23 protein-coding genes are annotated in these 26,776 nt (G+C 45.7%); 22 read left to right on the top strand and 1 reads right to left on the bottom strand.

Going from position 1 to position 26,776, the window contains the following annotated elements:
- The first annotated feature begins 2 nt into the window (after positions 1–2).
- The 17 genes from QWZ05_RS14735 to tldD all read left to right on the top strand — a co-directional run bounded on the left by QWZ05_RS14735 (position 3) and on the right by tldD (position 19,582).
- The gene (locus QWZ05_RS14735; RefSeq protein ID WP_290299123.1) at positions 3–464 is read left to right on the top strand and encodes a hypothetical protein; all 462 of its coding nucleotides are present in this window, start codon (positions 3–5) and stop codon (positions 462–464) included.
- An 81-nt stretch (positions 465–545) separates the two neighbouring features.
- The gene (locus QWZ05_RS14740) at positions 546–1,112 is read left to right on the top strand and encodes a prepilin-type N-terminal cleavage/methylation domain-containing protein (protein ID WP_290299126.1); all 567 of its coding nucleotides are present in this window, start codon (positions 546–548) and stop codon (positions 1,110–1,112) included.
- Positions 1,113–1,157: 45 nt separating this feature from the next.
- The gene (locus QWZ05_RS14745) at positions 1,158–1,631 is read left to right on the top strand and encodes a type II secretion system protein (protein WP_290299127.1); all 474 of its coding nucleotides are present in this window, start codon (positions 1,158–1,160) and stop codon (positions 1,629–1,631) included.
- Between the two features lie 54 nt (positions 1,632–1,685).
- Positions 1,686–2,177: a prepilin-type N-terminal cleavage/methylation domain-containing protein gene (locus tag QWZ05_RS14750; RefSeq protein WP_290299128.1), complete on the top strand. Its 492-nt coding sequence runs from the start codon at positions 1,686–1,688 to the stop codon at positions 2,175–2,177.
- Between the two features lie 138 nt (positions 2,178–2,315).
- Entirely contained in the window at positions 2,316–2,831 is a 516-nt protein-coding gene (locus tag QWZ05_RS14755) for a type II secretion system protein (RefSeq protein WP_290299129.1), read from the top strand.
- Positions 2,825–3,403, top strand: coding sequence for a prepilin-type N-terminal cleavage/methylation domain-containing protein (locus QWZ05_RS14760; protein ID WP_290299132.1), 579 nt, complete (start codon positions 2,825–2,827; stop codon positions 3,401–3,403). The genes QWZ05_RS14755 and QWZ05_RS14760 overlap by 7 nt, the downstream gene beginning before the upstream one ends.
- Positions 3,403–4,182 (top strand): PulJ/GspJ family protein, encoded by a 780-nt coding sequence (locus QWZ05_RS14765; protein ID WP_290299134.1) that lies wholly within the window; start codon positions 3,403–3,405, stop codon positions 4,180–4,182. Before QWZ05_RS14760 ends, QWZ05_RS14765 begins: the two co-directional genes overlap by 1 nt.
- Positions 4,172–4,576: an MSHA biogenesis protein MshP gene (locus QWZ05_RS14770; RefSeq protein ID WP_290299136.1), complete on the top strand. Its 405-nt coding sequence runs from the start codon at positions 4,172–4,174 to the stop codon at positions 4,574–4,576. Before QWZ05_RS14765 ends, QWZ05_RS14770 begins: the two co-directional genes overlap by 11 nt.
- Positions 4,573–8,685, top strand: coding sequence for a DUF6701 domain-containing protein (locus QWZ05_RS14775; protein ID WP_290299138.1), 4,113 nt, complete (start codon positions 4,573–4,575; stop codon positions 8,683–8,685). Before QWZ05_RS14770 ends, QWZ05_RS14775 begins: the two co-directional genes overlap by 4 nt.
- A 150-nt stretch (positions 8,686–8,835) precedes the next feature.
- Positions 8,836–9,879: a rod shape-determining protein gene (locus QWZ05_RS14780; protein ID WP_264877812.1), complete on the top strand. Its 1,044-nt coding sequence runs from the start codon at positions 8,836–8,838 to the stop codon at positions 9,877–9,879.
- 71 nt (positions 9,880–9,950) lie between these two features.
- Positions 9,951–10,823 carry a rod shape-determining protein MreC gene (gene mreC, locus QWZ05_RS14785; protein WP_264877813.1) on the top strand — a complete coding sequence of 291 codons (873 nt, stop codon included), beginning with the start codon at positions 9,951–9,953 and terminating at the stop codon, positions 10,821–10,823.
- The gene (gene mreD, locus QWZ05_RS14790) at positions 10,813–11,301 is read left to right on the top strand and encodes a rod shape-determining protein MreD (protein WP_264877814.1); all 489 of its coding nucleotides are present in this window, start codon (positions 10,813–10,815) and stop codon (positions 11,299–11,301) included. Before mreC ends, mreD begins: the two co-directional genes overlap by 11 nt.
- Positions 11,302–11,324: 23 nt before the next feature.
- Positions 11,325–11,897, top strand: a complete 573-nt coding sequence (locus tag QWZ05_RS14795; RefSeq protein WP_290299140.1) for a Maf family protein — start codon at positions 11,325–11,327, stop codon at positions 11,895–11,897.
- 15 nt (positions 11,898–11,912) lie between these two features.
- Positions 11,913–13,382, top strand: coding sequence for a ribonuclease G (gene rng, locus QWZ05_RS14800; RefSeq protein WP_264877816.1), 1,470 nt, complete (start codon positions 11,913–11,915; stop codon positions 13,380–13,382).
- Between the two features lie 8 nt (positions 13,383–13,390).
- Entirely contained in the window at positions 13,391–17,269 is a 3,879-nt protein-coding gene (locus QWZ05_RS14805; protein ID WP_290299144.1) for a YhdP family protein, read from the top strand.
- 12 nt (positions 17,270–17,281) lie between these two features.
- On the top strand, positions 17,282–18,097 hold the full coding sequence (locus QWZ05_RS14810) for a carbon-nitrogen hydrolase family protein (protein WP_264877818.1): 816 nt from the start codon (positions 17,282–17,284) through the stop codon (positions 18,095–18,097).
- A 39-nt stretch (positions 18,098–18,136) separates the two neighbouring features.
- Positions 18,137–19,582, top strand: a complete 1,446-nt coding sequence (gene tldD / locus QWZ05_RS14815) for a metalloprotease TldD (protein WP_290299146.1) — start codon at positions 18,137–18,139, stop codon at positions 19,580–19,582.
- Positions 19,583–19,684: 102 nt separating this feature from the next.
- Here the strand turns inward: tldD and arcA are convergent, their stop codons facing one another.
- Positions 19,685–20,902 (bottom strand): arginine deiminase, encoded by a 1,218-nt coding sequence (arcA, locus tag QWZ05_RS14820; protein ID WP_264877820.1) that lies wholly within the window; start codon positions 20,900–20,902, stop codon positions 19,685–19,687.
- 441 nt (positions 20,903–21,343) lie between these two features.
- On the opposite strand from arcA, the gene rraB reads away from it, so the two are divergent.
- From rraB to mscS, 5 genes are all read left to right on the top strand, one after another.
- Positions 21,344–21,757: a ribonuclease E inhibitor RraB gene (rraB, locus tag QWZ05_RS14825; RefSeq protein WP_290299149.1), complete on the top strand. Its 414-nt coding sequence runs from the start codon at positions 21,344–21,346 to the stop codon at positions 21,755–21,757.
- Positions 21,758–21,968: 211 nt separating this feature from the next.
- Positions 21,969–23,003, top strand: coding sequence for an erythrose-4-phosphate dehydrogenase (epd, locus tag QWZ05_RS14830; protein WP_290299151.1), 1,035 nt, complete (start codon positions 21,969–21,971; stop codon positions 23,001–23,003).
- 138 nt (positions 23,004–23,141) lie between these two features.
- Positions 23,142–24,302: a phosphoglycerate kinase gene (locus QWZ05_RS14835; RefSeq protein WP_290299152.1), complete on the top strand. Its 1,161-nt coding sequence runs from the start codon at positions 23,142–23,144 to the stop codon at positions 24,300–24,302.
- Between the two features lie 152 nt (positions 24,303–24,454).
- Complete coding sequence (fbaA, locus tag QWZ05_RS14840) at positions 24,455–25,531, top strand: class II fructose-bisphosphate aldolase (protein ID WP_264877824.1); 1,077 nt, start codon at positions 24,455–24,457, stop codon at positions 25,529–25,531.
- Positions 25,532–25,861: 330 nt separating this feature from the next.
- On the top strand, positions 25,862–26,728 hold the full coding sequence (gene mscS / locus QWZ05_RS14845; protein ID WP_264877825.1) for a small-conductance mechanosensitive channel MscS: 867 nt from the start codon (positions 25,862–25,864) through the stop codon (positions 26,726–26,728).
- Positions 26,729–26,776 lie beyond the last annotated feature (48 nt).

A 26,776-nucleotide genomic window follows, 5' to 3' on the forward strand; every position in this document is an offset into this window, starting at 1 on the left:
GCATGGCAAACCAGCGTGATCGAATACAAACTGCAATTTGGCTTTGCTTAATCGTCAGCTTAATCGCGGCTTTTTTATGGTCTTGGCGCAAAATGGAAAATCCGGTGACCGATGTCGCGTATATTATCGCTGGCAAGCGTATTTTGGAGCAGGCTAACAGTTATCACCAAGACTGGTTGCTGATGAAGCAACCGAATACTTTAGTTGTTAATGACAAGTCGCTGGTGATGAGCAACAAAGGTTGGGTAACTCCCGTGGATGAAAATGGTTACAACAATTGTGACTATTGGTGGACGGTTTTATATCCAAAGGGCGAAGTGTTTAATGGTCAGCTAGATCGTATCGAGATGGTTGAAGATAAAGATAATTTATCTTGTCATTTCTATTACTTAAGTGAGCACGAGATAATTATTAGTTTGGTCAATGGTCGAATAAGAATTGATGTGGCTTTGACGAAAATATAATGTTCAGTTCACAATATTGGACTTTTGTAATTACATTATTGCCGTATAATGTGATCTTGTTTCAGAGGGTGAGTAAATAAAATGAAAAAGTATCAACAACAAGGTTTCTCTTTGGTGGAACTGGTTGTAGTTATTGTGGTTCTTGGTTTGCTTGCTGTGGCAGCGCTTCCACGTTTTCTTGATATTACAGAAGAAGCGAAAAAAGCGAGTATTGAAGGTGTGGCTGGCGGTTACGCAACAGGTGTACTTTCTGCTCGAGCTCAGTGGGAAGCGTTAGCGAGACCAAATGACAGTGGCAATAATTATGTTGATTATGATGGCACAGAGTTTTGGCTGACTCGCTCAAAAAACACCGATGGAAGCGATACTGGTTTTAGAGATGGTTATCCATACGCGTTAAAAGAAGAAGCGAATATGCCATCGCAAGGAACCTCAGAACAAAACTGTATCGACTTAATGGAGAACCTATTACAAAGCGCTCCTAAGGTGGGTACTGAATCAGAAGCGGATGCAGATACAAGCTATAAGTTCGCAGCTTCCGCCAATGAGAGTGACAATACATGTATTTATGTGCAGCGCGAAGGAACAAGCCGACATGAATTTGTGTATGAATTAGAAACTGGTCGCGTGACCGTAACTTTGCAGTAACTCTGCAGTCTTATTTAAATTTATCTTTATAAAGAGAGAGTAATCATGAAAAAACAAGGCGGTTTCACGCTAATCGAATTAGTGGTAGTCATCGTTATTCTAGGTATTCTTGCAGTAACTGCAGCGCCTAAGTTTCTTAACCTGCAGTCAGATGCGCGTGCTTCTTCACTTCAAGGTCTGAAAGGTGCAATGGCTGGTGCTGCTGGTATTACTTATGGTAAAGCGGCTATTGATGGTGTTGAAACAATTCCATCTGTTACAGCAGTCTCAAGAGCTAATGGTATTGAACTTACTTACGGCTACCCAGCGGCAACAACAACGGGTATTGGTAATGCTGTGGATGGTTTGTCATCAACAGATGGTGATTGGGAAGTAGTTAGTGGCCATGCAAGTGCAGCTACGGGTATCGTGTACTCTTTTGTTGGAACTGATAATACCTCTAACTGTGTTGTAGTTTATTCGACAAATGCCTCTGCTGGTGCACCAACAATTACATCGCCAACAGCTGATGATTGCTAATTTTTAACTCATAACGAAAGGCCAGCATTGCTGGCCTTTTTTAAAGGACTATTTATGAAAAACAAAGGCTTCACTTTGATTGAGCTTGTCGTTGTAATTGTCATACTTGCCATCCTTGCAGTCACAGCGGCTCCTCGATTCTTAAATCTGCAGGAAGATGCTCGAAAATCAGCTCTTCAAGGCTTAAAAGGAGCAATGGATGGTGCTGCAGGTATTACCTACGGTAAGGCCGCCATTGAGAATCAAGAGCGTTCTTCTTCAGCAGTTGATGTAGCTGGTATAGAAACGAAATGGGGATTCCCAACAGCAAGCTCTGCCGGTATTGAGCTAGCTGTAACTGGATTGGATAGTAACGACTGGGCTATTGCGCATACTGGGAATGACAGCAACACCATAGCGTACACTGTCGCTACCTTTTATTCGCAAGAGTTGGACGACAACGTTCAAAAAATAGAAGACACTCAATGCTATGTTAAATATCAACAAGCGGAAGGTGTAGAAATTGATGAAATTGCCTTTGCCTCAGTAGTTGATGATAACTGTTAATTGAGTTCTGTCAGACCTGAAATAAGTTGTTTTAGGTCTGACATACAGCCATTACTTTTGAATCTTCAAATGCGATCTCATTACTAATTTATTGAAAGAGCTATACTTTATCCTAATTGCTTCCACCAAGTCCTTTATATGAACAAGAAAAACGGATTTACCTTAGTCGAATTGATCGTTGTGATTCTTTTGGTCGCAATTGTGTCTACCTATGCTGCCAGCCGATACCTAGGCAAATCCTCTTTTTCTGCTTATACCTATCAAGAAGCGGTTATTTCGGTTATTCGCCAAGTGCAAGTGAATCGGATGCAGTCGAATTTGCATGATGAGTCTGGAGATTTAACGCCATTTGTTCTGACATTTAAAGATCAATGCCTTGGTTCACAGTATTCGTGTACTCAAAGTGAGCTTAACGCATTACAGCGTAGTGATTTTGTTGTAGTAGATTCAGGTAGCTTCTCTGGAGAACAAGTGTGTGCTGCGAATAAATCACTTGATTCAGTGAGTTTTGATTTATTGGGTAACCCCATTCTCGACAAAGGGCAAGCGCTCTCTGAACCTAACGTTGAAATCACAATCAACGACGGTGATGTCACAGCATCACTGTGCATTAACTCTCAAGGCTATGTCTCTAAAGGGGAGTGCTTGTGCTAATTAAAACGAGAGGCTTTACCTTAATTGAGAGCGTCATTGCTATTGTGATTTTGGCTATAGCGATGTTGACTATCACTACTATGCTAGTGCCGAATGTCCAGCGTTCTGCTGAACCACAATATCAGGTGCGAGCAGCGGCTTTGGCCGAAACCCTGTTTAATCACATACTCTCACGCTCTTTTGATGAAAATAGTGCTCATGATGGTGGGCTAGAACGTTGTGGAGAAACGGGTACCCAGGCTTGTGCCTCTATCAGTGACTTTGGCCCAGATGGTGCTGAAAGTACCCCTGCAACGGACCCAGTTAGTGGGTTGCTCTATTATAATTTTAATGATGTCGATGACTATGGCGCAGCGGATGGTAACTCAGTTGTGTACCGACCTAACTGTAGCGGTGGGAGTTGCAGAGAGCTCAATTATTTAGTTTCAGATCCAGATGGCACTTATCAAAACTTTACAGTTGCGATAACAGTGACATACGAGCAAGAGAATGTACTGAAAAAAATCCAACTTGAAATAGCCGCAGCGGGTCACGGTCCATACGTGTTCAGTGCATTTAGAGGGAATTACTGATGAAAAATCGTGGTTTTACTCTAATTGAGATGATCGTTACCTTGATTATTGTCGCCATCATTGCACTGGGCATTGCTGGCTTCGTTCAGTATGGCACGCAGGGTTTTGCTCAAACAGTAGAGAGGCAGAAACTGCATACTCAAGCACAGTTTGTTTTGCAAAAAATGACAAGAGAGATTCGTCACGCTGTGCCGAATAGTTTCAGCCAGCCATTCTCGACAACTGCACGCCAATGTTTGTCATTTTACCCAATAAAGTTTTCTGGTTTTTACGCCCTTAGTGGCGACAATGACACCACGATGGACTTTATTGTTGGGCAGGACTCGTGGGCTGACTGGATTGATATTGGGCCTGAAAACTCTACTGAACTTAGAATGGTGATAAACCCTACTAGTAGTCAATCTCTACAAGACAATAGCTTTGTTGTTAATACATTGGAAAGTATATCCGGAGACTCGTGCCTATTTGATTCTGATGATGGCTCTGGAGCGGCGAGCGATGGGGTTGAGTGTCAGATTGATGTTTTAAGTGAAGAGTCAGTCGCCAATCGTTTTTATATGTACGAACCCAGTCAACAAATCACCTACTGTTTTGATAGTTCGAGCGAGATGCTGTACCGCAATGATATTCCATTAGCAGACTCGGTAACTTTTTCTTACCTCGCGTATGAACCTCCAAGCTTAAATCAAAATGCTTTAGTGCATATTGAAATGAAAATGTATTACCAAGAAGAACAGTCGACCTACCAACAAGAAGTACAGGTGCTAAATGTTCCCTAACCCAAGAAAACAACAAGGCAGTGTGTTAATTGTCGCTATCTTTGTCATTGTGGTGATGGGCATGATGGCAGCGATGCTCAATAGAACCCAATGGTCAAATCAAGATAGCCATGTGCGTGAAGTGAATGGCACGCATGCGTGGTTAGCGGCTACGTCCTCAACAGAGGAGGTGCTGACACGGATATATCCACTCAATAGTTCAGGTGCTGTGACCAGCATTTGTGGCGGGCAGAATATCGCTTCACTTTCATTTGATAGATGTACTGTTGAGTCCATGTGTGTGGAAATGGGTGAGTTAGGCGAGCGCAGTTACTTTAAGGTAGAGAGCATGGCTACGTGTGGCACGGGAATACACCAAGTAGAAAGACGTCATGAAGTATGGGGTAGGGAATGATTAAGCATTTTTGGGTTGCATTAGCCTTGATGGTCTCATCTTCGTTTGTTCATGCAAATGACTTTGCGCCCGGTACTTGTAATGCGTTGCGTTCCGATAGTGACTTTTCTGTAAGCTTCTCAATTACTAATGCACAGTATCAAGAAACAGTGTGGGCGGATAAAGGTGTTGGTGGCGGTAACCAAGATGCATTAGCGCTTTGGACGGACAACCCAGCTATCGGTCCTGAGGGTTCTGTCGTGACTATGAGAGCTGGTGACGAGATTCAGAGTAATCAAGATTACCAGATACTGCTAACTTTTGATTCTAGTGTCTCGGGCAATAAACAAGGATTGCTGCAGTATTACCTTTTACAGGGTGATCAGTGGCTTGAAGTTGATGACGTGATCGCAGACTTCTCATCGCTAAACTCAGTTCATATTGATGTGGAGGGTGAAAGTGTTGACGACTTGGAGTGTGCAAGTGGAATTGTCACACCTCCGCCTCCAGAATTTTCTGATGATGCTCAATATGAGTTTGGTGTTGTGGATTGTAGTTCGGGTAACTGTACGATTCGTTTTAGTAAATCTTATGACTTCGTGCCGCTTGTATTTGTGATGCCAACTATTTCTACAGTAGAGCCGGATAATCACAGGCCAGCAACGCTGAACATTTCTTCTGTGTCACGGACAGAAGCTCAAGTGTCTTACAAGTCAGTAAATGTTCTAGGTGCCAACAGAGACACTGAGATGAGCAGTGTGAGCTATCTTGTTGTAGAACCTGGTATAGCCAATTTTGGTGGCCATACTGTGCTAGCGGGTTACCTTGATACCGCTCGTTATAAATCGAAGAATGGCTCTCAATCTTCTGAACGTGTTGATTTCATTGATTTTGGCTTAGATTCCCCTTTTTCAACCAACCCCGTTGTACTGCATCAGATTCAATCTAATAACAATGGTGATAAATGGCTGACATCAGGAAAGGCAAGGACGAATCAAGACCAGGTATCAGCCTCTCTATTTTTGGAGGCTTCAGCCTCAAAAAGTACGCCTTACAATACAGAGCGTGTAGGGTTTCTTGCGACAGAGAGTATCCGCAACTTAAATGTTGGAGAGTATATTGTTGAGTTTGCTCGAGGAACGGACACGAGCTCTCAAGGTTACCCTGGTTCAATGTCAGACGGCTGCGAAAACTCGTGGGTTGAAACTCAACTTAATCAAGTTGACGGGATTATAGCCAACAAACAAGAGCGAGCTGGCGGGCATGGTGGTTGGTTGCGTCGCTGTGAAATTACTGATGATGCTCAAGTGAGCTTTGTTGTTGATGAGGACTACTTCAATAGAGGCCATATTCCCGAGGAAGTAGGACACTTTGCATTTGAGCTTGTAGAGCCAGAAATTCCAGATATCTGTCCTTATTTTCCTGCTGTTGCACAGAGTTGGGTAGGCTCATCCAAGTCTCACTTTAATTTCCCAGCAGATTCAAATGGGAAACTTATTGGGACAGTTAATTTACTCGGAGAGGTTGGCTTTAATAGAGTTAGTAAAGGTTGGGACTCTCAGACTGCATGTGATAGCAAAGAGTGCCGTCCAAATAGTGATTTACTATTGACTAATGAGCCACCTATCTTGGACTTAAATATAATTGGAGATGAACTGAGCCTTGGTCATAACAGTACGCCTCAAGAAGTTCCCGGTACTAACTTTTCGAAGTTAACTATTCGGAATGCCGGACAGTACACTATGTCAGCTTCTGTTTATGAAATTGGTGAACTAGTTATTGAAGGTAGTGCAAAAGTAACCTTTCCAAATTCGACATTATTGAAAGTTAATAAAATTCGATTGAGCGACAATGCCATTTTACAAGTCGAGAGTGCTCCATTAATTATTTGGGCTGAAAACTTAGGCAATACTAATGCACTTATTGACCTTCAGGATACTGGTCCTGCAATTGAAGCCTATTTGTTTAGCCGAGATACAATCAGGCTGGAAGGAGGCATGAGTGTTTTCGGGGCAGCCACTGCTGATGAACTTCTTATTAACGGCAGCGCAAAGCTAGAATACATGGATCTAGGTTGTGGGCTTCCTCCTCAAGATTACCGCATCGAACTCACCCCAATATCCGACATTGCACTGACCTGTGAAGACATAGACCTCACTGCAACCGTCTACAACGGAGATAGCGTATATACCGCATTCAATGGCAGTGTCACACTCGATGGCAATAGTTTTACGCCACAAACAAGCCAAGCGAATGCGGGTGTTGCCACCTTTACATTGAGTTCTGGAGGCGTGGCGCATACCAAGTCGGGTTTGTATGCTGAAGCGCAAATTCAAGGCAGCACCTATCGAAGTAATACTTCTGAAGATTATAAGTTTGTTCCTTATAAATTCGACATTGCTGATGTTTACGCAATTGCCGGTAAGCCAACTGCAACCAATGCAAGAGTATTAGCATGTGATACATCAGATAAGCCAATAGAGGTAAGTTACAACGGGACTCCAACAGTCACTCAAGCGCTCAAAGTGCCTACAGCTCAACAAGGCGGGATTGGTTTGGGTACGTTTAGCTATGCGCCTACATTTGCTCAGGGGATTGCCACCAACAACCTTCAATTTGATGAGTCAGGGAAGGTAGGGGTTATCCTGACTGACAACAACTTCAATTGTGAAGGCTTTGATGATTGTCCTATCGAGGGCTCCGATAAGCTAGAGGGGAGATTCGATGTGTACTCTAGACCGTGGTCGTTTGCGATTTGTGGCGATCACCTAAAGTCGGGTGACCTAGTTAGTGGTGATGCATTTATTGAGGCTGGAGCGGACTTCTCGGTCAACGTGTTGCCGATACGCTGGCGAGGAGGGAGTGAAAGTGGTGAGGTTGAGACCAGCGGCTATTGTGATACTGCCTACGTGACTAAAAACTTCAGTAATAGTGCGTCACCAAGCCTATCAATAAACCTGTCTGAAATAATACCGGGGCCACAATACCCTGGTGCTTTTGTTCGACAAGAGGTTCGTTATGACGCCGCTAATAATGATGGCAGTGGCACGTACACAGTATCTGGCCTTAATTGGAGCGAAGTCGGTTATTTGAAACTGAATGCGGCTTCTAGCGAGCAATATTACTTTGGTATTCAAGATCCACTGTTGGAAATTAATACTGGCTATCGTTTGATTGGGCGATTTTATCCTGCCTATTTCGTTATTGAGAAGACGAATTGGAACGCACCAGTCAATCAGGGTGGTGTCGCTTATTTAAGTCAGCCCTATGATTCATTGGAAGTAGACATCTACCCGTACAATAGAGCTAAAAAAGAAGTCAGGAACTACTCACTGGTGAAATCTGATTATCGTGCTGAGTTCGCTTTATATGGGACTTACTGGGACAGACTTGAAGGTTGGGTCAATGATAACGCAGACCTCTGGGTCGATGATGGCTCTAGCAGTGCTATCTGGCGTTCTGCTTTCTCAAATATGGTATTTAATCGTAAAGGTGAGGGCAGTGCTATAACGTCGGTTGATGGGCCGTTCAATACTAGCGATTCATCGTCGATTGGGACTGATTTTGGACTGGAGATCTCAGGCTCAGATCCTGTTACTTTTGAATTGGATAAACCGAGTGAGATTCGCTCTTCGCTGTTGAGCCAACCGCCAGCTCGCTATGGGCGTATGGCTTTAGCTGATGTTTCAGGCTCAACAAGCGGTAGTATTCGTGTGCCGTTGCGAGTGGAGTATTTTGATGGTAGTAGTTTCGTTGTGAACAACGACGATGATGCTTCGGGGTTTGACCACAACAAGTATTGTGCTCTGGATGGTGTGACCACTGACGCGAGATTTTCGTTTGATGGCACCGATAGCTCAGTAAGTAGTGGTACCAATAACAACTTGCTAGCTTCACGTTCAGGAACCAATACCGATAGAGAAACCGTACGGTTGTTTTTGCGTCAGGGAGAGGTGGGAGATAATCCATCGGATATTGATTGTGGAGCGCGACACTTCACCCAACCTTGGCTTCAATATAACTGGCGAAACAAAGGCGATGAAGATCCATCCACATTAGTCACCTTTGGTGTCTACCGCGGCAATGATCGCATTATCTTCCGTGGAGAACCGGGCTTAACCGGACAATAAACTCGATAAATTTTTACTTAGGTTAAGAATCTGTCAGAAATTGCGGGTTTTCCTCCATGTTTACTCACCAATGCCTTGCTGTCCTAGCAAGGCATTGGTACATTTAGAGCAATTTTCTATCTTCTAATTCTTGCAGGACGAGCAAAGAATATGTTCAAAAAACTTCGTGGCATGTTTTCAAACGACCTATCGATCGATTTAGGTACTGCCAACACTCTGATTTATGTAAAAGGCCAAGGGATCATCCTTGATGAGCCTTCAGTTGTTGCTATCCGTCAGGATAAAGGTCGTGGCGGTAAAACCGTTGCAGCAGTAGGTCACGCTGCAAAACAGATGTTAGGTCGTACACCTGGCAATATCTCTGCAATTCGTCCGATGAAAGATGGTGTGATTGCAGATTTCTACGTAACTGAAAAAATGCTGCAGCACTTCATCAAGCAAGTGCATGAAAACAGCTTCCTAAAGCCAAGCCCACGCGTATTGGTTTGTGTGCCTTGTGGCTCCACCCAAGTTGAGCGCCGTGCGATCCGTGAATCAGCTCTAGGTGCTGGTGCTCGTGAGGTTTACCTTATCGATGAGCCAATGGCAGCAGCGATTGGTGCTGGCCTGCGCGTATCAGAGCCAACGGGCTCAATGGTGGTCGATATTGGTGGTGGTACGACTGAAGTTGCGGTTATCTCGCTAAACGGTGTGGTTTACTCATCATCTGTGCGTATCGGTGGTGACCGCTTTGATGAAGCGATCATTAACTACGTTCGCCGTAACTACGGCAGCTTGATTGGTGAAGCAACAGCAGAGAAAATCAAACACGATATCGGTTCAGCTTACCCTGGCGATGAAGTGCTAGAGATTGAAGTTCGTGGCCGTAACCTTGCAGAAGGTGTGCCGCGCAGCTTTAGCCTAAACTCAAACGAGATCCTAGAGGCGCTACAAGAGCCACTAACTGGTATCGTATCTGCAGTGATGGTAGCACTAGAGCAGTGCCCACCAGAACTTGCTTCAGACATCTCTGAAAACGGTATGGTTCTAACGGGTGGCGGTGCGCTACTGCGTGATCTTGACCGTCTGATTGCAGAAGAGACAGGTATCCCAGTTGTGATTGCAGAAGATCCACTAACGTGTGTTGCTCTTGGTGGCGGTAAAGCCCTAGAGATGATCGACATGCACGGTGGTGATCTTTTCGTCGAAGAGTAATTGTTACCGTAATACACAGCAGAGAGTAGCGTTATGATTGCGCTACTTGATGATCAAGGAACTCTATCCCTATGAAGCCGATTTTTGGCAGAGGACCTTCACTTCAATTACGCCTGCTAATAGCGGTTACTTTATCAGCCAGCCTTATGCTGGCTGATAGTCGTTTAGATGCGTTTTCAAGTGTCCGTTATTTTCTCAACACCTTAGTTTCACCACTGCACTATGTGGCGGATACGCCGCGCCGTATGTTTGATGGTTTTTATGACCGTTTCCATACACGTGGTCAGTTGCGCAGCTCCAACTTGGCGATGCGTCAAGAGGTGCAAGTGCTCAAGAGTGAACTTCTGCTGTTGCAGCAATACAAAGAAGAAAACCAACGCCTACGTGAGTTACTTGGCTCTCCGTTTGTTCGTGACGAGCGTAAGGTCGTGACTGAAGTGATGGCTGTCGATACCACGCCTTACAGTCGCCAAGTGGTGATTGATAAGGGCTCACTCGATGGCGTATTTGAAGGCCAGCCGGTGATCAATGAAAGTGGTGTTGTTGGACAGGTGACATTCGTTGGTGCCAATAACAGTCGCGTTCTGCTTCTTGGTGATAGTAACAGCGCGATACCGGTGCAAGTGCTGCGTAATGATATCCGCGTGATTGCTGCAGGCTCGGGCAAGATTGACACGATCGATCTCGAGCACATTCCTACCAGCACCGATATTCAAGAAGGCGATCTTCTTGTGAGCTCAGGCTTAGGCGGTGTTTACCCAGAAGGGTACCCAGTCGCGGTAGTCAGCTCGGTGAACAAGGATACACGACGTGAGTTTGCCTCGATTCAAGCCGACCCGACGGTTGACTTTGAACGCCTGCGTTACCTGCTGTTAGTGTGGCCAAACGATGAGCGTGTTGAGAAGGTAATGAATACGGTTGAGGAGAGCACCGATGAGGAGTAGTCCATTAGGTGGTCGTCTGATCATATATATCACATTTGTGATTGCGCTAGTGCTGCAAACCCTGCCTTGGCCGGGTAGCTTTGATGTATTTCGTCCTGCATGGCTATTACTGGTAGTGTGCTACTGGGTAATGGCATTGCCACATCGAGTGAATGTAGGCACGGCGCTAATCCTTGGTCTGTTGTGGGATATACTGCTCGGTTCTACGTTAGGGATCCGAGGTATGATGTTTTCCATCATTGTGTATTTGGTTGCTCTAAACTTCTTAGTATTACGTAACATGGCGCTTTGGCAGCAGGCGTTAATTATCGCCTTGTTCTCCATGCTGTTTGAGGTGATGGTATTCCTTGGGGAATACCTGATTCAAGATATTGTGTTCAATCCAGCTTCGTTATGGAGCGGATTAGTGACCTGTATTTTATGGCCGTGGATGTTCCTTTTACTGCGCCGTGTTCGTCGCCATTGGCATATTAAGTAATCTTAAAAGTTAGGTAGAAATCGATGTGCGATAAGCCCTTAGTTTTAGCGTCAGGCTCACCAAGACGCTTTGAGTTACTTACCCAACTTGGCTACCGTTTTTCGGTTGTAAAGCCAGATGTTGAAGAAGCTCAACAAGCGGGTGAGACACCAGAGCAATATGTGGCTCGCTTGTCTCAAGACAAAGCTAGAGCAGGGTTTATGCTGGTCAATAATGACCAAGCGGTCGTGATCGGCTCCGATACGATTGTGGTGTGCGGGGATCAGGTACTGGAAAAGCCAGACAATCTTGCACACTCAACACAGATGTTGCGCCAACTTTCAGGTAGCCAACATCAAGTGATGACCGCAGTGAGTGTTATTTCACAACAAAGAATAGAAACATCGGTGGTGATCACCGACGTATGGTTTAAGCCACTTAGTGACCAAGAAATAGAACAATATTGGCAGTCAGGCGAACCATGCGATAAAGCTGGAAGCTACGGGATCCAAGGATTAGGTGGACGCTTTGTGACTCGTATCGAGGGCAGCTACTACGCAGTAGTCGGCTTGCCACTCTATGAAACTGACCAGCTGTTGCGCAAATTTTTAGATTAAGATTGGGGTGCGCACATGAGCGTAGAGTTACTGATTAACGTAACGCCGAGTGAAACTCGAGTTGCGATGATTGAAGGGGGAGCCCTTCAAGAAGTCCACGTGGAGCGAGAGGCAAAACGTGGCATCGTTGGCAATATTTATAAGGGCAAAGTGAGTCGAGTGCTACCAGGCATGCAGGCTGCTTTTGTTGATATTGGCTTGGACAAAGCGGCATTTTTGCATGCATCTGATATCGTTCCACATACTGAATGTGTGGCCGAGAATGAGAAGAAGCAGTTTCAAGTGCGTGATATCTCTGAGCTGGTTCGCCAAGGCCAAGATATTGTTGTGCAAGTGGTGAAAGATCCACTAGGCACTAAAGGCGCACGCCTAACGACCGACATTACTCTACCTTCGCGCTACCTGGTGTTTATGCCGGGCGCAAGCCACGTTGGGGTTTCTCAGCGTATCGAGAGCGAGAACGAACGCCATCGATTGAAGAAAGTTGTTTCTCAATACTGTGATGAAGATGGTGGTTTCATTATTCGTACTGCCGCAGAAGGGGCCGATTGCAAGGAGTTGGCGCAAGATGCCAAGTTCTTGAAGCGCCTATGGGGCAAAGTGAAAGAGCGCCGCAGCAAGTACATTACGCGTTCCACGCTTTACGGGGAGCTTGGTCTTTCTCATCGTGTGTTGCGTGATTTTGTCGGCACTGAACTCACCAAAATCTTGGTGGACTCGCGCCTTGAGTATGAAAACCTCAAAGAGTTTTGCTGTGAATACGTTCCTGAGCTTGCAGACAAGCTAGAGCTGTATGAAGGCCAAAAGCCCATCTTTGACATGTACGATACCGAGAATGAGATTCAGCGTTCACTTGAGCGTAAAGTTGAGCTCAAGTCTGGTGGCTACTTGATCATTGACCAGACAGAAGCGATGACGACGGTTGATATCAATACCGGCGCTTTCGTTGGTCGTCGTAATCTTGAAGAGACGATTTTCAACACGAACGTTGAAGCGACTCAGGCGATTGCCCGTCAGCTCCGCCTGCGTAACCTGGGCGGTATCATCATTATCGACTTTATCGATATGGCATCTGAAGAGCATCGTAAGCGAGTACTTACCTCATTAGAGTTGGCGTTAAGTGGCGACCGAGTTAAAACCAACATCAATGGCTTTACTCAGTTGGGTTTAGTCGAGATGACGCGTAAACGTACCCGTGAGAGTATTGAGCACGTGCTTTGTAGCGGCTGCCCAACCTGTGAAGGTCGAGGTAGTGTGAAAACCGTTGAAACGGTGTGCTATGAAATCTTGCGTGAAATCACCCGTGTTAACCGTGCGTATGATGCCGACAACTTTGTAGTCTACGCCGCGCCTGCGGTTGCTGAGGCCCTCGAGGGTGAAGAGTCGCATGCACTGGCTGAGCTGGAAGTCTTTATTGGCAAACAGGTGCGTATTCAAGCCGAGCCGCTCTACATTCAAGAGCAATTTGACGTTGTCATGATGTAGAGGCTCGAGTGAGTAAGTCGATGACACGCCTCTGGCACTGTATTTTGTGGTTATTGGTTACGGCAATGGTGGTTCTCGCTATTGCCGTCACAGCCCTGCGTGTCACTTTACCTAAGCTCAATCAATTCCAAGGTGAAATCCATCACTTTGTAAACCAATACACCGGACTCGATCTGCAAATTGACGATGTACGTGGGTATTGGCGTAACACCCATCCTTCGATTTCGCTGCAGAGCATCAGTGTTGATTTACCCGCAGCCTCTGATATTCATATGTCGGCGCAGCGTTTAGATATCGAGTTTGATTTAATCCGGTCTATGCTGTCACTCAAGCCGATCATTGCTGAGCTGAATGTTCATGGCTTAGATATGGACTTACAGTCGGTTGACTTGTTTGGTCGCAATACGCAGGCACAAAAGCCGAGTGATTCGAAAAATAGTAGCCAGCCACTACGCCAAGTTGAGCAGCTGTTTTTACGCCAATTAGAAGACTTCTCTCTGTATGACTCACAAATTAGCTACATTGCGATAGATGGCGAGCCGCGCTCTTTAGAAATCAACAAGCTGCGCTGGAATAACAGTGGTAAGCGTCACCGTGGTGAAGGTGTGGTCAGTGTGTCTGATGCATACCTCAATGAGTTGAAAGTCAGTGCTGATTTTTACGACCATGGATCACTTGCAGATGTGTCTGGTGAGTTCTATGTTCAGGCTGACTCGATGTCGATTGGCCCTTGGATGACGGAATATTTGCAGGCAGAAACCGGTATTCAAAGCGGTCAGTTGAGTTTTGCGGCTTGGTTAACATTGGCCAATAGCAAGCCAGTGGATGCGTACTTAGAAGTGATGCCTTCAGACCTGATTTGGATCGAGGGTGAAAAGCACGAATTGCTGGTGGAGTCTGGCGTATTTAAGCTTTTTCCTCTAGATAATGGCCTAAAAGTAAGTGGTCACTCACTGAATGTTCGCACTGATGATACCGAGTGGCCTGAGTTAGATCTCGCCTTTGATATTACCGATAAAGGCTGGCGTCTTAACTTATCTGAACTCGATATTGCGGCCGTTTCCCCTTTGGTCAAACTGCTTCCTGATTCGGAAAGTACCTCAGAATTTCTGACTGAGCTAGCGCCAAAAGGGCAGGTGGAAGACCTGCGTATTTCAATGGCGGGGGGTATTGATTCACTCACCTATTCTGCTGATCTATATAATGTTGGGATGACTCAGTGGGGACTGCTTCCCGGGGTACATCATGCCAACGTCGCGGTCGCGGGTGATGCTTATCAAGCGAAGGCGACCCTCTCTCTGTTTGACGACGTACTGCCTTATGGTGATGTTTTTCAAGCGTCGCTCAATATGCGTCAAGCCCACACCGATATTGTCTGGCAGCGTGATGAACATGGCTGGTCACTATGGTCTGATAAAGTCACCGCGGCGACGCCTGATATTCAGGTGCTTGGGGCTTTCCGTTTAGACTTTCCACAAGATCAAAGTCCGTTCTTGTCGTTCTATGCAGAAGCGGATCTATTCAATGCCGGCCAGACTTGGCGCTACCTGCCAACGTTGGCTCTAGGCCAAGGTCTAACCGACTACTTATCGACTTCTATTCAAGGTGGTCGTGTAGAAACGGCGAAACTGCTTTGGTATGGCGAACTCGGTCATTTCCCTTACAAACAAAATAACGGCATATTCCAAGCTTGGGTCGGCTTACAAGACGCAAAATACAGTTTTGAAACATCGTGGCCACTGCTTACCGATTTGCAGCTGGATCTGCTGTTTGAAAATGAATCGATGTATCTCGATTCACGCTCTGCAACCCTGATGGATCTTAAAGCGTCACGAGTGACAGGGCGTATCCCTTCACTGAGTGGTGACGGTCATATTGAGATTGAGGCGCAGGCTTATGGCCCAGGCCCTGCGGTAAGAGACTATATGACAGCTTCACCCCTTGTCGATTCTGTGGGTGCAGCGCTGACAGCGATTGATATTCAAGGGGACGTGCAGGCCAGTTTCCAATTAAGCATTCCGTTTAGTGATGAAGGTGAAGCGCGAGCATGGGGTCAAGCGGATCTTAAAGATAACTTTGTCACCATTGATGCCCCGCCAATGATACTTGAATCTGTTACTGGCTCGATTGAGTTTGATAATGATGTTGTGACTGCGAAAGGCTTGAATGCTGATCTACTCAAGCAACCCGTTTCAATCGACTTTGCTGGCGAAAATGCAGGGCGTGGTTACTCGGTAGGTATTGATGTGATAGGTGACTGGGAAGTTGAGCCTCTGTTGCCTTATGTTGGAGCGCGTTGGTTGAACCCACTGTCTGGTCATGCCCCTTGGCATATGGGGCTAGATATTCAGCTTAACGATGTCGGATTTACGTATCAAATCGAAGGTGAAGCTAATCTTAACCAGTTAGCAAGTACTTACCCGTACCCGCTTGATAAGCCGAAAAACCAAGCTGGTTCGGTTAAGCTGCAAGCGTCTGGCAACCAGCAAATGGTTTCTGCACGACTCGAGTTGCCGAGAGCTAAATATCAGACGGAAATTGACCTGCGCCCAGATCGCCCAGAGCTTAGTGCGACGCATTTAGTGGTGGGCAATGGCAGTTTTAAAATCAGTCCTATTGCTGGGCATAGTGCTCAAATTAGATCGCCGCGCTTTAACTTAGATGAATGGATGAGTTTATCGGAGCAGGCAGCGCCGCAAGTTAAAGTGGTGATTGATGAGCTCAATACCCCTGAAGTTCCAATGCCACAGCGTGTCGACTTAGATGTGAAAACTCTCACCTTCGCCGGTATAGATTGGCACGATGTTAACTTTGGTGCGCGCAATAAAGGCAATGATTGGACGTTCAGTTTAGAGAGTCAGCAAGCAACGGGTAAGGCCGATTATCAAAATGGTACTAACCTGACGGTGGCTTTAGAGAATCTGAATATCTATGTGCCAGGCCTTGATGAAGCATTAGCAGATGAGCCGACTCTGATAGAAAGCCTTGAGCCGGATCAGCCATTGATTTCTGATGCGGATCGTCAATTACACCAAACCATCCCCAACATTGATCTCAAGATTGATGATTTTTGGTTGCAGGGTTACAAGGTGGGTAAGGTCAATGTTGATCTACAAAGAGAAGGTGACACTCTCAATTGGAAGTCGATCCAGATTGAAAGTGGCAGTAACCAAGTGGATATTTCGTCGCAATGGACATTGACGGAAGATCAAAGCTATACAAAGCTGAAAGTAGACGTGAAAGGCGATAACAACAGTGATGTGATGGAGCGCTTTGGTATTAGCTCCGGTATTCAACAGGCACCGTTTGAGTTTAAGGGGCAAACCCGCTGGGATGGCGCGCCTTGGTCGATGAAAGTCGATACTCTACAAGGTGATGCTAGTATCAAGCTTGGCAAGGGCATTATCTCTGATGTGAGTGGTGCTGCGCGCTTGCTTGGCATGTTCAGTCTCGATTCGATCATTCGCAAGATGCAGCTTGATTTTACCGATGTATTTGACCGCGGTATGGCGTTTAACTCGATTACGGGTAGTGGCCAATTCCGTAACGGAGTGTTCCTCACTAACAACATTAAGATGGACGCTATTGCAGGTGAAATGCGTATTAAAGGCTTAGCAAACCTAAATGATCAAACGGTGGATGCTGAAGTCAACTTTACCCCGGATATTACCTCAGGTATTCCGGTCTTAACGGCGTTTGCGGTTACACCACAAACCGCGCTGTACGTTCTGGCTATCACTACGGTCGTATCACCTATCGTAGAGGTCTTCACACAGGTTAACTATGAGGTGAAAGGCCCATTTGATGCCCCTACCGTGAGTGAAATGTCACGCAGTCGTGGCGAGTTTACCTTACCAGAAGAGTTAAGAGCGGAAGCAGACAAATAAGGAACAAAAGACATGGAACGTGTCGGCATTATCCAGATGACATCCGGGCCAGACCCAGATAAGAATCTCGCTTATATTAAAGAGCAGGTCTTCCATTTAGCGAAGCAAGGAGTGAAATGGATCATCACGCCTGAAAACGCATTGGTGTTCGGTCGCAAAGAAGATTATCACCGAGTCGCCGAGCACCTTGGTATGGGACCACTTCAGCTCGAATTAGGTTTGCTTGCCAAAGAAGCGGGGATCTGGTTGATCATTGGTAGTATGCCGATCAAACGCAGCAGTGGGGTTTCTACCACAACCTTGGTGTTTAACGATCAGGGGCTACTGGTTACCCATTACGACAAGCTGCATATGTTTGATGTGGAAGTGAATGACACACATCGTAGCTATAGAGAGTCTGAAACCTTTACCCCAGGCAGTAAAATTGAAACCATCCAGACACCTTTCGGCCATTTAGGCCTGTCCATTTGCTATGACCTACGCTTCCCGCAGCTTTACTCTGAACTGATTCGTTTAGGCGCCAATATCCTTCTTGTTCCAGCGGCATTTACCGCCGTGACAGGTCAGGCACACTGGCGTTCACTCTTGATGGCTCGAGCCATCGAAAACCAAGCCTATGTCGTGGCCGTCAATCAAACCGGTGTGCACCCTTGTGGCAGAGAGACATGGGGACACTCGATGATTATCAGCCCTTGGGGTGAGGTGTTACTCGAATTGGGTCAACGCGCACAAAACGGTGTCGCGGATATAGACCTTTCCGTTGTGAATGAGCTCAGGCAGAATATGCCTGTCATACAGCATTCAAGATTTCAAAATCGCTTGATTTAGTTCAAGATGATTCACTTAGTATTTATATAAGAGCGACTTATGAGCATAGACCGCATTGAAGAGGCACTTCTCGCCCCAGCAGGATTAACCGAGCAAGATATCGCCGATACGCTTTCAAGTATCGCTACTCGTCAGATTGATTACGCTGACATCTATTTCCAATCTAGCTGGCACGAGTCGTTAGTGTTGGAAGACAGCATCATTAAAGATGGCTCCTTCAATATCGACCGAGGTGTCGGTGTCCGTGCCATCACCGGTGAGAAAACGGGCTTTGCTTATTCGGATCAAATTCAACTTGATAGCCTAAAGCAGAGTGCGATTGCCGCTCGTGGCATTGCCCAGCAAGGTCAAAATGGCAAGGTAAAAGCATTCAACCGTAGCGATAATCAATCCTTCTACACTGCGGTAAACCCACTGGATTCTTGGCAGAAAGAGCAAAAGACCAAGCTACTCAAAGAGCTTGATGCCTACATTCGTACCAAAGAGCCACTTATTCAAGAGGTATCAGTGAGCCTAAGCGGCGTGCATGAGCAGATGCTGGTGGCTGCAACCGATGGCACGTTTGCAGGTGATATTCGTCCGTTAGTTCGTCTGTCTATTAGCGTGCTAGCACAGCGTGGCGGTCGCCGTGAGCGAGGCAGCGCGGGTGGCGGTGGCCGCATGGGCTACGATTTCTTCCTTGATGATATGGAAGGTCAGCAACGTGCGTATCATTTCGCCGATGAAGCGATTCGCCAAGCGATGATTAACCTCGAAGCGGACGCGGCACCTGCAGGCACAATGCCTGTGGTCTTAGGCTCTGGCTGGCCGGGTGTATTATTACATGAAGCTGTAGGTCATGGCCTTGAAGGGGACTTTAACCGTAAAGAGTCTTCTGTGTTTAGCGGTAAAGTGGGCGAGCAGGTTACTTCAAGCCTTTGTACGGTTGTCGATGATGGCACGATGCCCGATCGTCGTGGTTCATTGAATGTCGATGATGAAGGTGTGAATGGTCAATACAATACCCTGATTGAAAACGGTGTATTGAAAGGTTACATGCAAGATAAGCTCAATGCTCGCTTGATGGGGGTTAACCCAACGGGTAACGCACGACGTGAATCATATGCGCATCTACCAATGCCGCGTATGACTAATACTTACATGCTACCAGGAGAGCATACCCCAGAAGAGATTATCTCTACGGTTAAGAAAGGCTTATATGCACCTAACTTCGGTGGCGGTCAGGTAGATATCACTTCAGGTAAGTTTGTGTTCTCAACGTCAGAGGCTTACTTGATTGAAGATGGCAAGATCACTCGACCAGTTAAGGGCGCAACCCTAATCGGTTCAGGCATTGAAGCTATGCAGCAAGTGTCTATGGTCGGTAACGATTTAGACATCGACCGTGGCGTGGGTGTGTGTGGTAAAGCGGGCCAGAGCGTTCCGGTTGGGGTTGGTCAACCTACGCTAAAACTCGATGCAATAACGGTGGGTGGTACAGAGTAATCTCACCACATAAAGACAAAAGAAAAGCAGCGTTAAGCTGCTTTTTTTGCATTTGGGTTATGGGGTTGCAAAAGCTTTTGGCCTACCATGATCCTTTTGCTGTTATAACCCATCACGCTCAATAGGACAGCTCATACAGCGAGCGCCACCACGGCCTCGTCCAAGCTCATTACCCGGAATAGGGAGAACAGTGATCCCAGCTTTGTCGTATTTTTCGTTGGTGTAGACGTTACGTTCATAACCAATCACAACACCAGGTTTTACGGTAAGGACGTTGTTGGCATCATTCCACTGCTCACGTTCTGCCTCATAGCTATCCCCGCCCGTAGTGATGATTTTGAGATAGTCCAACCCAAGTGCGAGCTCAATCGCATGAATGAAGTTCGGGACTTGCTCAACTTTTACTGAGCCATTTTTCGGTGAGATTCGCCAAGTGGGCAAGTCATTACGCATGATCTCTGGGTACATGGAGAAGGTATCGATATCCATGTGGGTCATGACCGTATCAAGATGCATGCATGAGCGATGCTTCGGTAGTTCAATCGCGATGACTTGTGTCGCTTGGCCATTAGCAAACAACTTAGCGGCGAGGTTCTCAACACCTTGTGGTGTGGTGCGCTCAGACATACCGATGAGCACCGCACCTTTACCGATAACCAAAACATCACCACCTTCAATATTGGCGTTATCGTAGTGCAAGTCTTCATTACCGAAGTACTTCACAAAGTCTTGGCCAGCAAACACTGGGTGCCAGCGATAAATGGCACGTAAATGGTTCGTTTCACGCTGGCGAGCCGGTTTCATCATTGGGTTTAATGAAACACCGCCATAAATCCAGCAAGAGGTATCACGAGTAAACAGGTGGTTAGGCAGAGGCTCGATGACAAAGTCGAGAGGTCGGTGCATTTTAGGTAGCATCGAGTCCGACTTAAGCTTAAGTTCAGAGTAGGCCAATCCACCAAGAAGCACGGTGGCTAGGTGGTGGTCATCCATTGAGGCTAAGTATTCTCTTAGGTCATTAGCGAAAGTCGGGCCGTAACGAAAATCTGAAATTTGAGTGTTGAGTAGCCAGGCTTTGGCTTCAGGTACCGCCAGTGTCTCTTCGAGAAGGTCGTGCAATAACAGTACTTCGACATCTTGATTACGCAATGTATTTGCAAATACATCGTGCTCTTCACCTGCAGCTTCAACAGCCAGTACATCATCAAACAACAGTTCATGACAGTTTGATGGAGTGAGGTGGGTGAGCGCGCGTTCTGGGCGGTTAAGTAGCACTCGCCTTAATTGTCCAACCTCGGACCCAACGTACAACTTACTCATTTTGTATCCTTACCAATTATTCCTAACCCGTATTTATGACAAGCTTGTTATAAAGATGCAAGTCAAAAAGTAGGGCGCTCATACTGTAAAAGCTCACTTAGACAGATAACAATTTTTAGTTCGGGATGTTTTGTAAGATATTGTTTCAAAAACGGCGTTGTAGTCAATTCGAGCTAATTTGACTGTCTATGCGACTAAGGAGGGTTTATATAGAGCTCTATGCGTTCAATTGCCATACTAAAGCAGAACGCTGGGTGCAGATAGGAAATTAGAGCTACCATAAAACACCAAATCCCTTTGTCAGCAACTATTGTTAGTTAAATGTTGAAAATTGGCCTTAAGCAAGCGATTTATGTGCGAATATCTGGTATTTGATAAAGATCCGTGCCATATTTCCACGAAATCTCAAACCATCACTTATTGACCTTGGAGTCCCTTAATATGTCTCATGAAGATGAATACATGTCTGTTGAAGAATTGATTGAATTTCAGAAGGAAGAGACCCGCGGTATCATTCAAGCTTTGCTGGAAGATGGTAGCGATCCTGACTCGCTTTACGACATTGAGCACCATCTGTTCGCTGAAGATTTTGACAAGCTAGAAAAAGCCGTTGTTGAAGCGTTCAAAATGGGCTTTGAAGTATTAGAAGCAGAAGAAACCGAAGATGAAGATGGCAAGAAGCTTCTATGCTGTGATGCAACAATGGAGTCTGCACTTGATGCAGAAGCGATTGATGCACAGGTAGAAAAGCTGGTCCATCTTGCAGAGAAGTACGACATCATCTATGACGGGTGGGGTACGTTCTACGAGGGTGAAGACGCGATTTACCCAGAAGAAGATGACGACGAAGAGTAATTCGTTACATCCGATTGGATTAGGCCGAGCAATTGCTCGGTCTTTTTGTATGTTCTTGAGGGTAAACAAAATGCCTCATGGGTCACACGATTGAAAAAATGCGCCAGATCACAAAGCAGATTCGTATAGTGAACTGGGTCTCATTACTTGGGTATAAGAGCGTATTGAGTTAGACTTTGCAGCACGAAAAATGACGTGATTGGATAAGGCGATGTTAAGAGTTGCCATTAATGGATTTGGCCGCATTGGGCGCAATGTTCTTAGAGCGGTTTATGAAAGCGGTAAGCATCAACAGATTCAGGTCGTTGCAGTAAACGAGTTGGCCCAACCGGATGCGATGGCTCACCTGCTTCAATATGATACCAGTCATGGGCGTTTTCATAAGCGCATCTCCAACGATCAAGAACACATCTACGTTCACCATGAAAGTGGTGAATACGATTCCATCCGTATTCTGCATTTGGCAGAGGTTGATCTGCTTCCTTGGCGAGACTTAGGGGTCGATATCGTGCTCGACTGCACCGGAGTATTTGGCTCACAGGCAGATGGTCAGGCGCACATTCAAGCTGGTGCAGACAAAGTGCTGTTTTCTCACCCTGGCAGCAACGATTTAGACAACACAATTATCTATGGTGTTAACCAAGACACTTTGCGCGCAGAGCACAAGGTGGTCTCAAACGGTTCGTGCACGACTAACTGTATTGTGCCAATCATCCAAGCTCTCGATGATGCGTTTGGGATTGATTCTGGCACCATCACCACGATTCACTCTTCAATGAATGACCAGCAAGTCATTGATGCCTATCACACTGATTTACGTCGAACTCGCTCAGCGAGTCAGTCCATCATCCCTGTTGATACAAAACTTCATAAAGGGATTGAAAGAATTTTTCCGAAATTTTCTAACAAATTTGAGGCCATTTCTGTGCGTGTACCGACGGTAAATGTGACCGCGATGGACTTAAGTGTCACAATTAATACAAATGTGAAAGTTAATGACGTAAATCAAACCATTGTGAATGCCTCTCAGTGTACATTACGGGGTATCGTTGACTATACTGAAGCGCCGCTCGTTTCCATCGATTTTAATCATGATCCCCACAGTGCGATCGTTGATGGAACCCAAACAAGAGTGAGCAATGGGCATCTCGTCAAGATGCTCGTCTGGTGCGATAACGAATGGGGTTTTGCCAACCGAATGCTGGATACAGCACTGGCAATGCAAGCATCAGACAAGAGCGAATAAGGGGATCGAGAGAAATATTTATTTTTCACTTGAAAATAAATATAAAGTCTCCATATTCGTTAGTAGTTTGAAGGATTAACGAGCTCGGCCGGATGCCGGGCTTAACAAACATTAATTATTAAGTTGAGAGGACAAATCATGTCTGTAATCAAGATGACTGACCTGGATCTAGCAGGTAAACGCGTATTCATCCGTGCTGACCTTAACGTTCCAGTAAAAGACGGCAAAGTAACTTCAGATGCACGTATTCTTGCATCACTTCCTACTATCAAAATGTGTCTAGAAGCTGGCGCTAAAGTGATGGTGACATCTCACCTAGGCCGTCCAACGGAAGGCGAGTACGCAGAAGAGTTCTCTCTACAACCTGTTGTTAACTACCTAAACGATGCACTTGAGTGTGACGTTAAACTAGCGAAAGACTACCTAAACGGTCTAGAGCTTAACGCTGGTGAGCTAGTTGTTCTTGAAAACGTTCGCTTCAACAAAGGCGAGAAGAAGAACGAAGAAGAACTATCTAAAGCATACGCAGCACTTTGTGACGTATTCGTAATGGATGCATTCGGTACGGCGCACCGTGCACAAGCATCAACTCACGGTGTTGGCATGAACGCTCCTGTAGCGTGTGCAGGCCCTCTACTAGCTGCTGAACTTGAAGCACTAGGTAAAGCGATGGACAACCCAGAGCGTCCACTAGTGGCTATCGTTGGTGGTTCTAAAGTATCTACTAAGCTGACGGTTCTTGAGTCTCTATCTAAAGTTGCTGACCAACTTGTTGTTGGTGGCGGTATCGCGAACACGTTCATCGCTGCTGACGGCCACAACGTAGGTAAGTCTCTATACGAAGCTGACCTAGTTGAAACTGCTCAGAAACTAATGAAAGAGTGTTCTATCCCAGTAGCAACTGACGTTGCATGTGCGAAAGCATTTGACGAGAACGCTGAAGCTGAAATCAAGCATGTTTCAGAAGTTTCTGACGACGACATGATCTTCGACCTAGGTCCAGATTCAACAGCAGCACTTGCTGAAATCATCGGCAACGCGAAAACTATCCTTTGGAACGGCCCTGTAGGCGTATTCGAATTCAAGAACTTCGAAGCAGGTACAGCTGGTATCTCTAAAGCAATCGCAGAATCTGCAGGTTTCTCTGTAGCAGGTGGTGGTGACACGCTAGCGGCTATCGACAAGTTCGGTATCAAAGCTGACGTATCTTACATCTCAACAGGCGGCGGTGCTTTCCTTGAGTTTGTTGAAGGTAAAGTACTTCCAGCAGTAGCGATGCTAGAAGAGCGCGCTAAGTAACTTTGTAAAAGCGGGAGAGTTATTCTCCCGCTTTTCTGTTTGCTGCACGCCTAATTGATTTCTGCTAGAATTCGACGTGTTGTGAGCAAACGTTTGCAAAAATTTAAACGTAACAGTTAATTTTAAACGACAGAATATATAGGATTAATTCCATGTCTAAGATCTTCGATTTCGTAAAACCAGGTGTTATCTCTGGCGACGACGTACAGAAAGTATTTGAAGTAGCTAAAGAGAACAAATTTGCTCTTCCTGCAGTAAACGTTGTTGGTACTGACTCTGTAAACGCAGTACTAGAAGCAGCAGCTAAAGTTAAGTCTCCAGTTGTTGTTCAGTTCTCAAACGGCGGTGCAGCTTTCTTCGCTGGTAAAGGCGTTAAACTTGAAGGTCAAGGTGCACAAATCCTTGGCGCTGTTGCTGGTGCTAAATACGTTCACGCTGTAGCTGAAGCTTACGGTGTTCCAGTTATCCTGCACACTGACCACGCTGCTAAGAAACTTCTTCCATGGATCGACGGTCTACTAGACGCGGGTGAAGAGTTCTTCGCGCAAACTGGTAAGCCTCTATTCTCTTCTCACATGCTAGACCTTTCTGAAGAGTCTCTAGAAGAGAACATCGAAACATGTGCTAAGTACCTAGAGCGCATGGCTAAAATGAACATGACAATCGAGATCGAACTTGGTTGTACTGGTGGTGAAGAAGACGGCGTTGATAACTCTGATATGGACGCATCTGAGCTTTACACTTCTCCAGAAGACGTTGCTTACGCATACGAGAAACTAAGCGCTGTTTCACACCGCTTCACTATCGCGGCTTCTTTCGGTAACGTACACGGCGTTTACAAGCCAGGTAACGTTGTTCTAACTCCAACTATCCTACGTGACTCTCAAGCATACTGTGCAGAGAAGTTCGGTATCGCACCTAACGCTCTAAACTTCGTATTCCACGGCGGTTCTGGTTCTACTGAAGCAGAAATCCAAGAGTCTATCGGCTACGGTGTTATCAAAATGAACATCGATACTGATACACAGTGGGCTACATGGGACGGCGTTCGTGCATACGAAGCTGAGAACCGTGACTTCCTACAAGGTCAAATCGGTAACCCTACTGGTGAAGACGCGCCAAACAAGAAGTACTACGATCCACGCGTATGGCTACGTGCTGGTCAAGCTTCAATGGTTGCTCGCCTAGAGAAAGCATTCGCTGACCTAAACGCTGTAGACGTACTATAATTCGACTGAATTAAATCGTCACATCTAATATATCTAACCCGCTCTTTGAGCGGGTTTTTTTGTGCCTAAAGATGAATTATTAACGAAATGGCAACAAAAGTATGGAAAGTCGTCAAAAAGTTGCTTAGGCTGTAAGAAAATAGTGAAAGTTGTTCAATAAAGAGCTGTTTTTTAGGTGGTTGTTGGTAAAATGCCGCCGCTCCAAAAGAGTGAGTGTTCTGTTTGGTTTTAATAGAAGTAACAATAGCCAACAGCAGATGCTCGTGTGTGCTCTTATTTTTTATATCTAAGACACAGGGACATTTAGGTTAGATATTTTAAGGATTAACTATGTCAACAGAATCAACAGGCATTGAGACTCCACTTGTGGATGGAGTTGCAGAAGCTGAAAAATGGTTAACGAATAATAGCGATCTATTGATTCAGTACGGAGTGAATATTCTTTCTGCACTACTGATTCTATTTATCGGTAATATCATCGTTAAAGCGGTAGCGAATAGCGTTTCGAAAGTGCTCGAAAAGAAAAAAATGGATAAAGCGGTCGTTGAGTTTATCCATGGTTTAGTTCGTTACCTGCTATTTGTGATTGTTCTTATTGCAGCACTAGGCAGAGTCGGCGTACAAACCGCTTCAGTCGTTGCGGTTATTGGTGCTGCCGGTTTAGCAGTCGGTCTTGCTCTTCAAGGCTCACTATCGAACTTCGCTGCAGGGGTATTGATTGTGGCTTTCCGCCCATTCAAGTCCGGAGATTACGTTGAAATCGGTGGTGTTGCTGGCTCAGTCGAGTCAATTCAGATCTTCCAAACCGTTCTAAAAACACCAGATAACAAGATGGTTGTGGTTCCGAATGCTTCTGTGATCAACGGTGCAATCACTAACTATTCTCGTCACGATACACGCCGTGTAGATATGGTAATCGGTGTTTCTTACAATTCAGATCTTCAACTGACGAAGCAAGTGATCCGTGAAACGCTAGAAAAAGACGAGCGTATTCTTAAAGATCCTGATATGACGATCGGCGTTTTAGCGTTAGCAGATTCGTCGGTTAACTTCGTAGTTCGTCCATGGTGCAAAACTGCCGACTATTGGGACGTATTCTTTGATTCTCAACAAGCAATCAAAGAAGCCTTAGATGCAGCTGGTATTGAAATTCCATTCCCACAAATGGATGTGCATTTAAATAAAGTTGAGGCGTAAGCCTCAATAGATTTAAGACATTGAATACCAAGAAACGAAGATAAAGTA

Origin of the sequence: Vibrio agarivorans, assembly GCF_030409635.1 — a bacterium.
GTDB classification, from domain to species: domain Bacteria; phylum Pseudomonadota; class Gammaproteobacteria; order Enterobacterales; family Vibrionaceae; genus Vibrio; species Vibrio agarivorans.

Coding starts and splice junctions, on each gene's coding strand:
- fbaA (WP_264877824.1), top strand. CDS start 24,455: ATGTCTAAGATCTTCGATTTCGTAAAACCAGGTGTTATCTCTGGCGAC.
- QWZ05_RS14745 (WP_290299127.1), top strand. CDS start 1,158: ATGAAAAAACAAGGCGGTTTCACGCTAATCGAATTAGTGGTAGTCATC.
- QWZ05_RS14795 (WP_290299140.1), top strand. CDS start 11,325: ATGTGCGATAAGCCCTTAGTTTTAGCGTCAGGCTCACCAAGACGCTTT.
- tldD (WP_290299146.1), top strand. CDS start 18,137: ATGAGCATAGACCGCATTGAAGAGGCACTTCTCGCCCCAGCAGGATTA.
- QWZ05_RS14775 (WP_290299138.1), top strand. CDS start 4,573: ATGATTAAGCATTTTTGGGTTGCATTAGCCTTGATGGTCTCATCTTCG.
- QWZ05_RS14770 (WP_290299136.1), top strand. CDS start 4,172: ATGTTCCCTAACCCAAGAAAACAACAAGGCAGTGTGTTAATTGTCGCT.
- mscS (WP_264877825.1), top strand. CDS start 25,862: ATGTCAACAGAATCAACAGGCATTGAGACTCCACTTGTGGATGGAGTT.
- QWZ05_RS14835 (WP_290299152.1), top strand. CDS start 23,142: ATGTCTGTAATCAAGATGACTGACCTGGATCTAGCAGGTAAACGCGTA.
- QWZ05_RS14755 (WP_290299129.1), top strand. CDS start 2,316: ATGAACAAGAAAAACGGATTTACCTTAGTCGAATTGATCGTTGTGATT.
- QWZ05_RS14740 (WP_290299126.1), top strand. CDS start 546: ATGAAAAAGTATCAACAACAAGGTTTCTCTTTGGTGGAACTGGTTGTA.
- arcA (WP_264877820.1), bottom strand. CDS start 20,902: ATGAGTAAGTTGTACGTTGGGTCCGAGGTTGGACAATTAAGGCGAGTG.
- mreD (WP_264877814.1), top strand. CDS start 10,813: ATGAGGAGTAGTCCATTAGGTGGTCGTCTGATCATATATATCACATTT.
- QWZ05_RS14780 (WP_264877812.1), top strand. CDS start 8,836: ATGTTCAAAAAACTTCGTGGCATGTTTTCAAACGACCTATCGATCGAT.
- epd (WP_290299151.1), top strand. CDS start 21,969: ATGTTAAGAGTTGCCATTAATGGATTTGGCCGCATTGGGCGCAATGTT.
- QWZ05_RS14810 (WP_264877818.1), top strand. CDS start 17,282: ATGGAACGTGTCGGCATTATCCAGATGACATCCGGGCCAGACCCAGAT.
- mreC (WP_264877813.1), top strand. CDS start 9,951: ATGAAGCCGATTTTTGGCAGAGGACCTTCACTTCAATTACGCCTGCTA.
- QWZ05_RS14735 (WP_290299123.1), top strand. CDS start 3: ATGGCAAACCAGCGTGATCGAATACAAACTGCAATTTGGCTTTGCTTA.
- QWZ05_RS14765 (WP_290299134.1), top strand. CDS start 3,403: ATGAAAAATCGTGGTTTTACTCTAATTGAGATGATCGTTACCTTGATT.
- QWZ05_RS14750 (WP_290299128.1), top strand. CDS start 1,686: ATGAAAAACAAAGGCTTCACTTTGATTGAGCTTGTCGTTGTAATTGTC.
- rng (WP_264877816.1), top strand. CDS start 11,913: ATGAGCGTAGAGTTACTGATTAACGTAACGCCGAGTGAAACTCGAGTT.
- rraB (WP_290299149.1), top strand. CDS start 21,344: ATGTCTCATGAAGATGAATACATGTCTGTTGAAGAATTGATTGAATTT.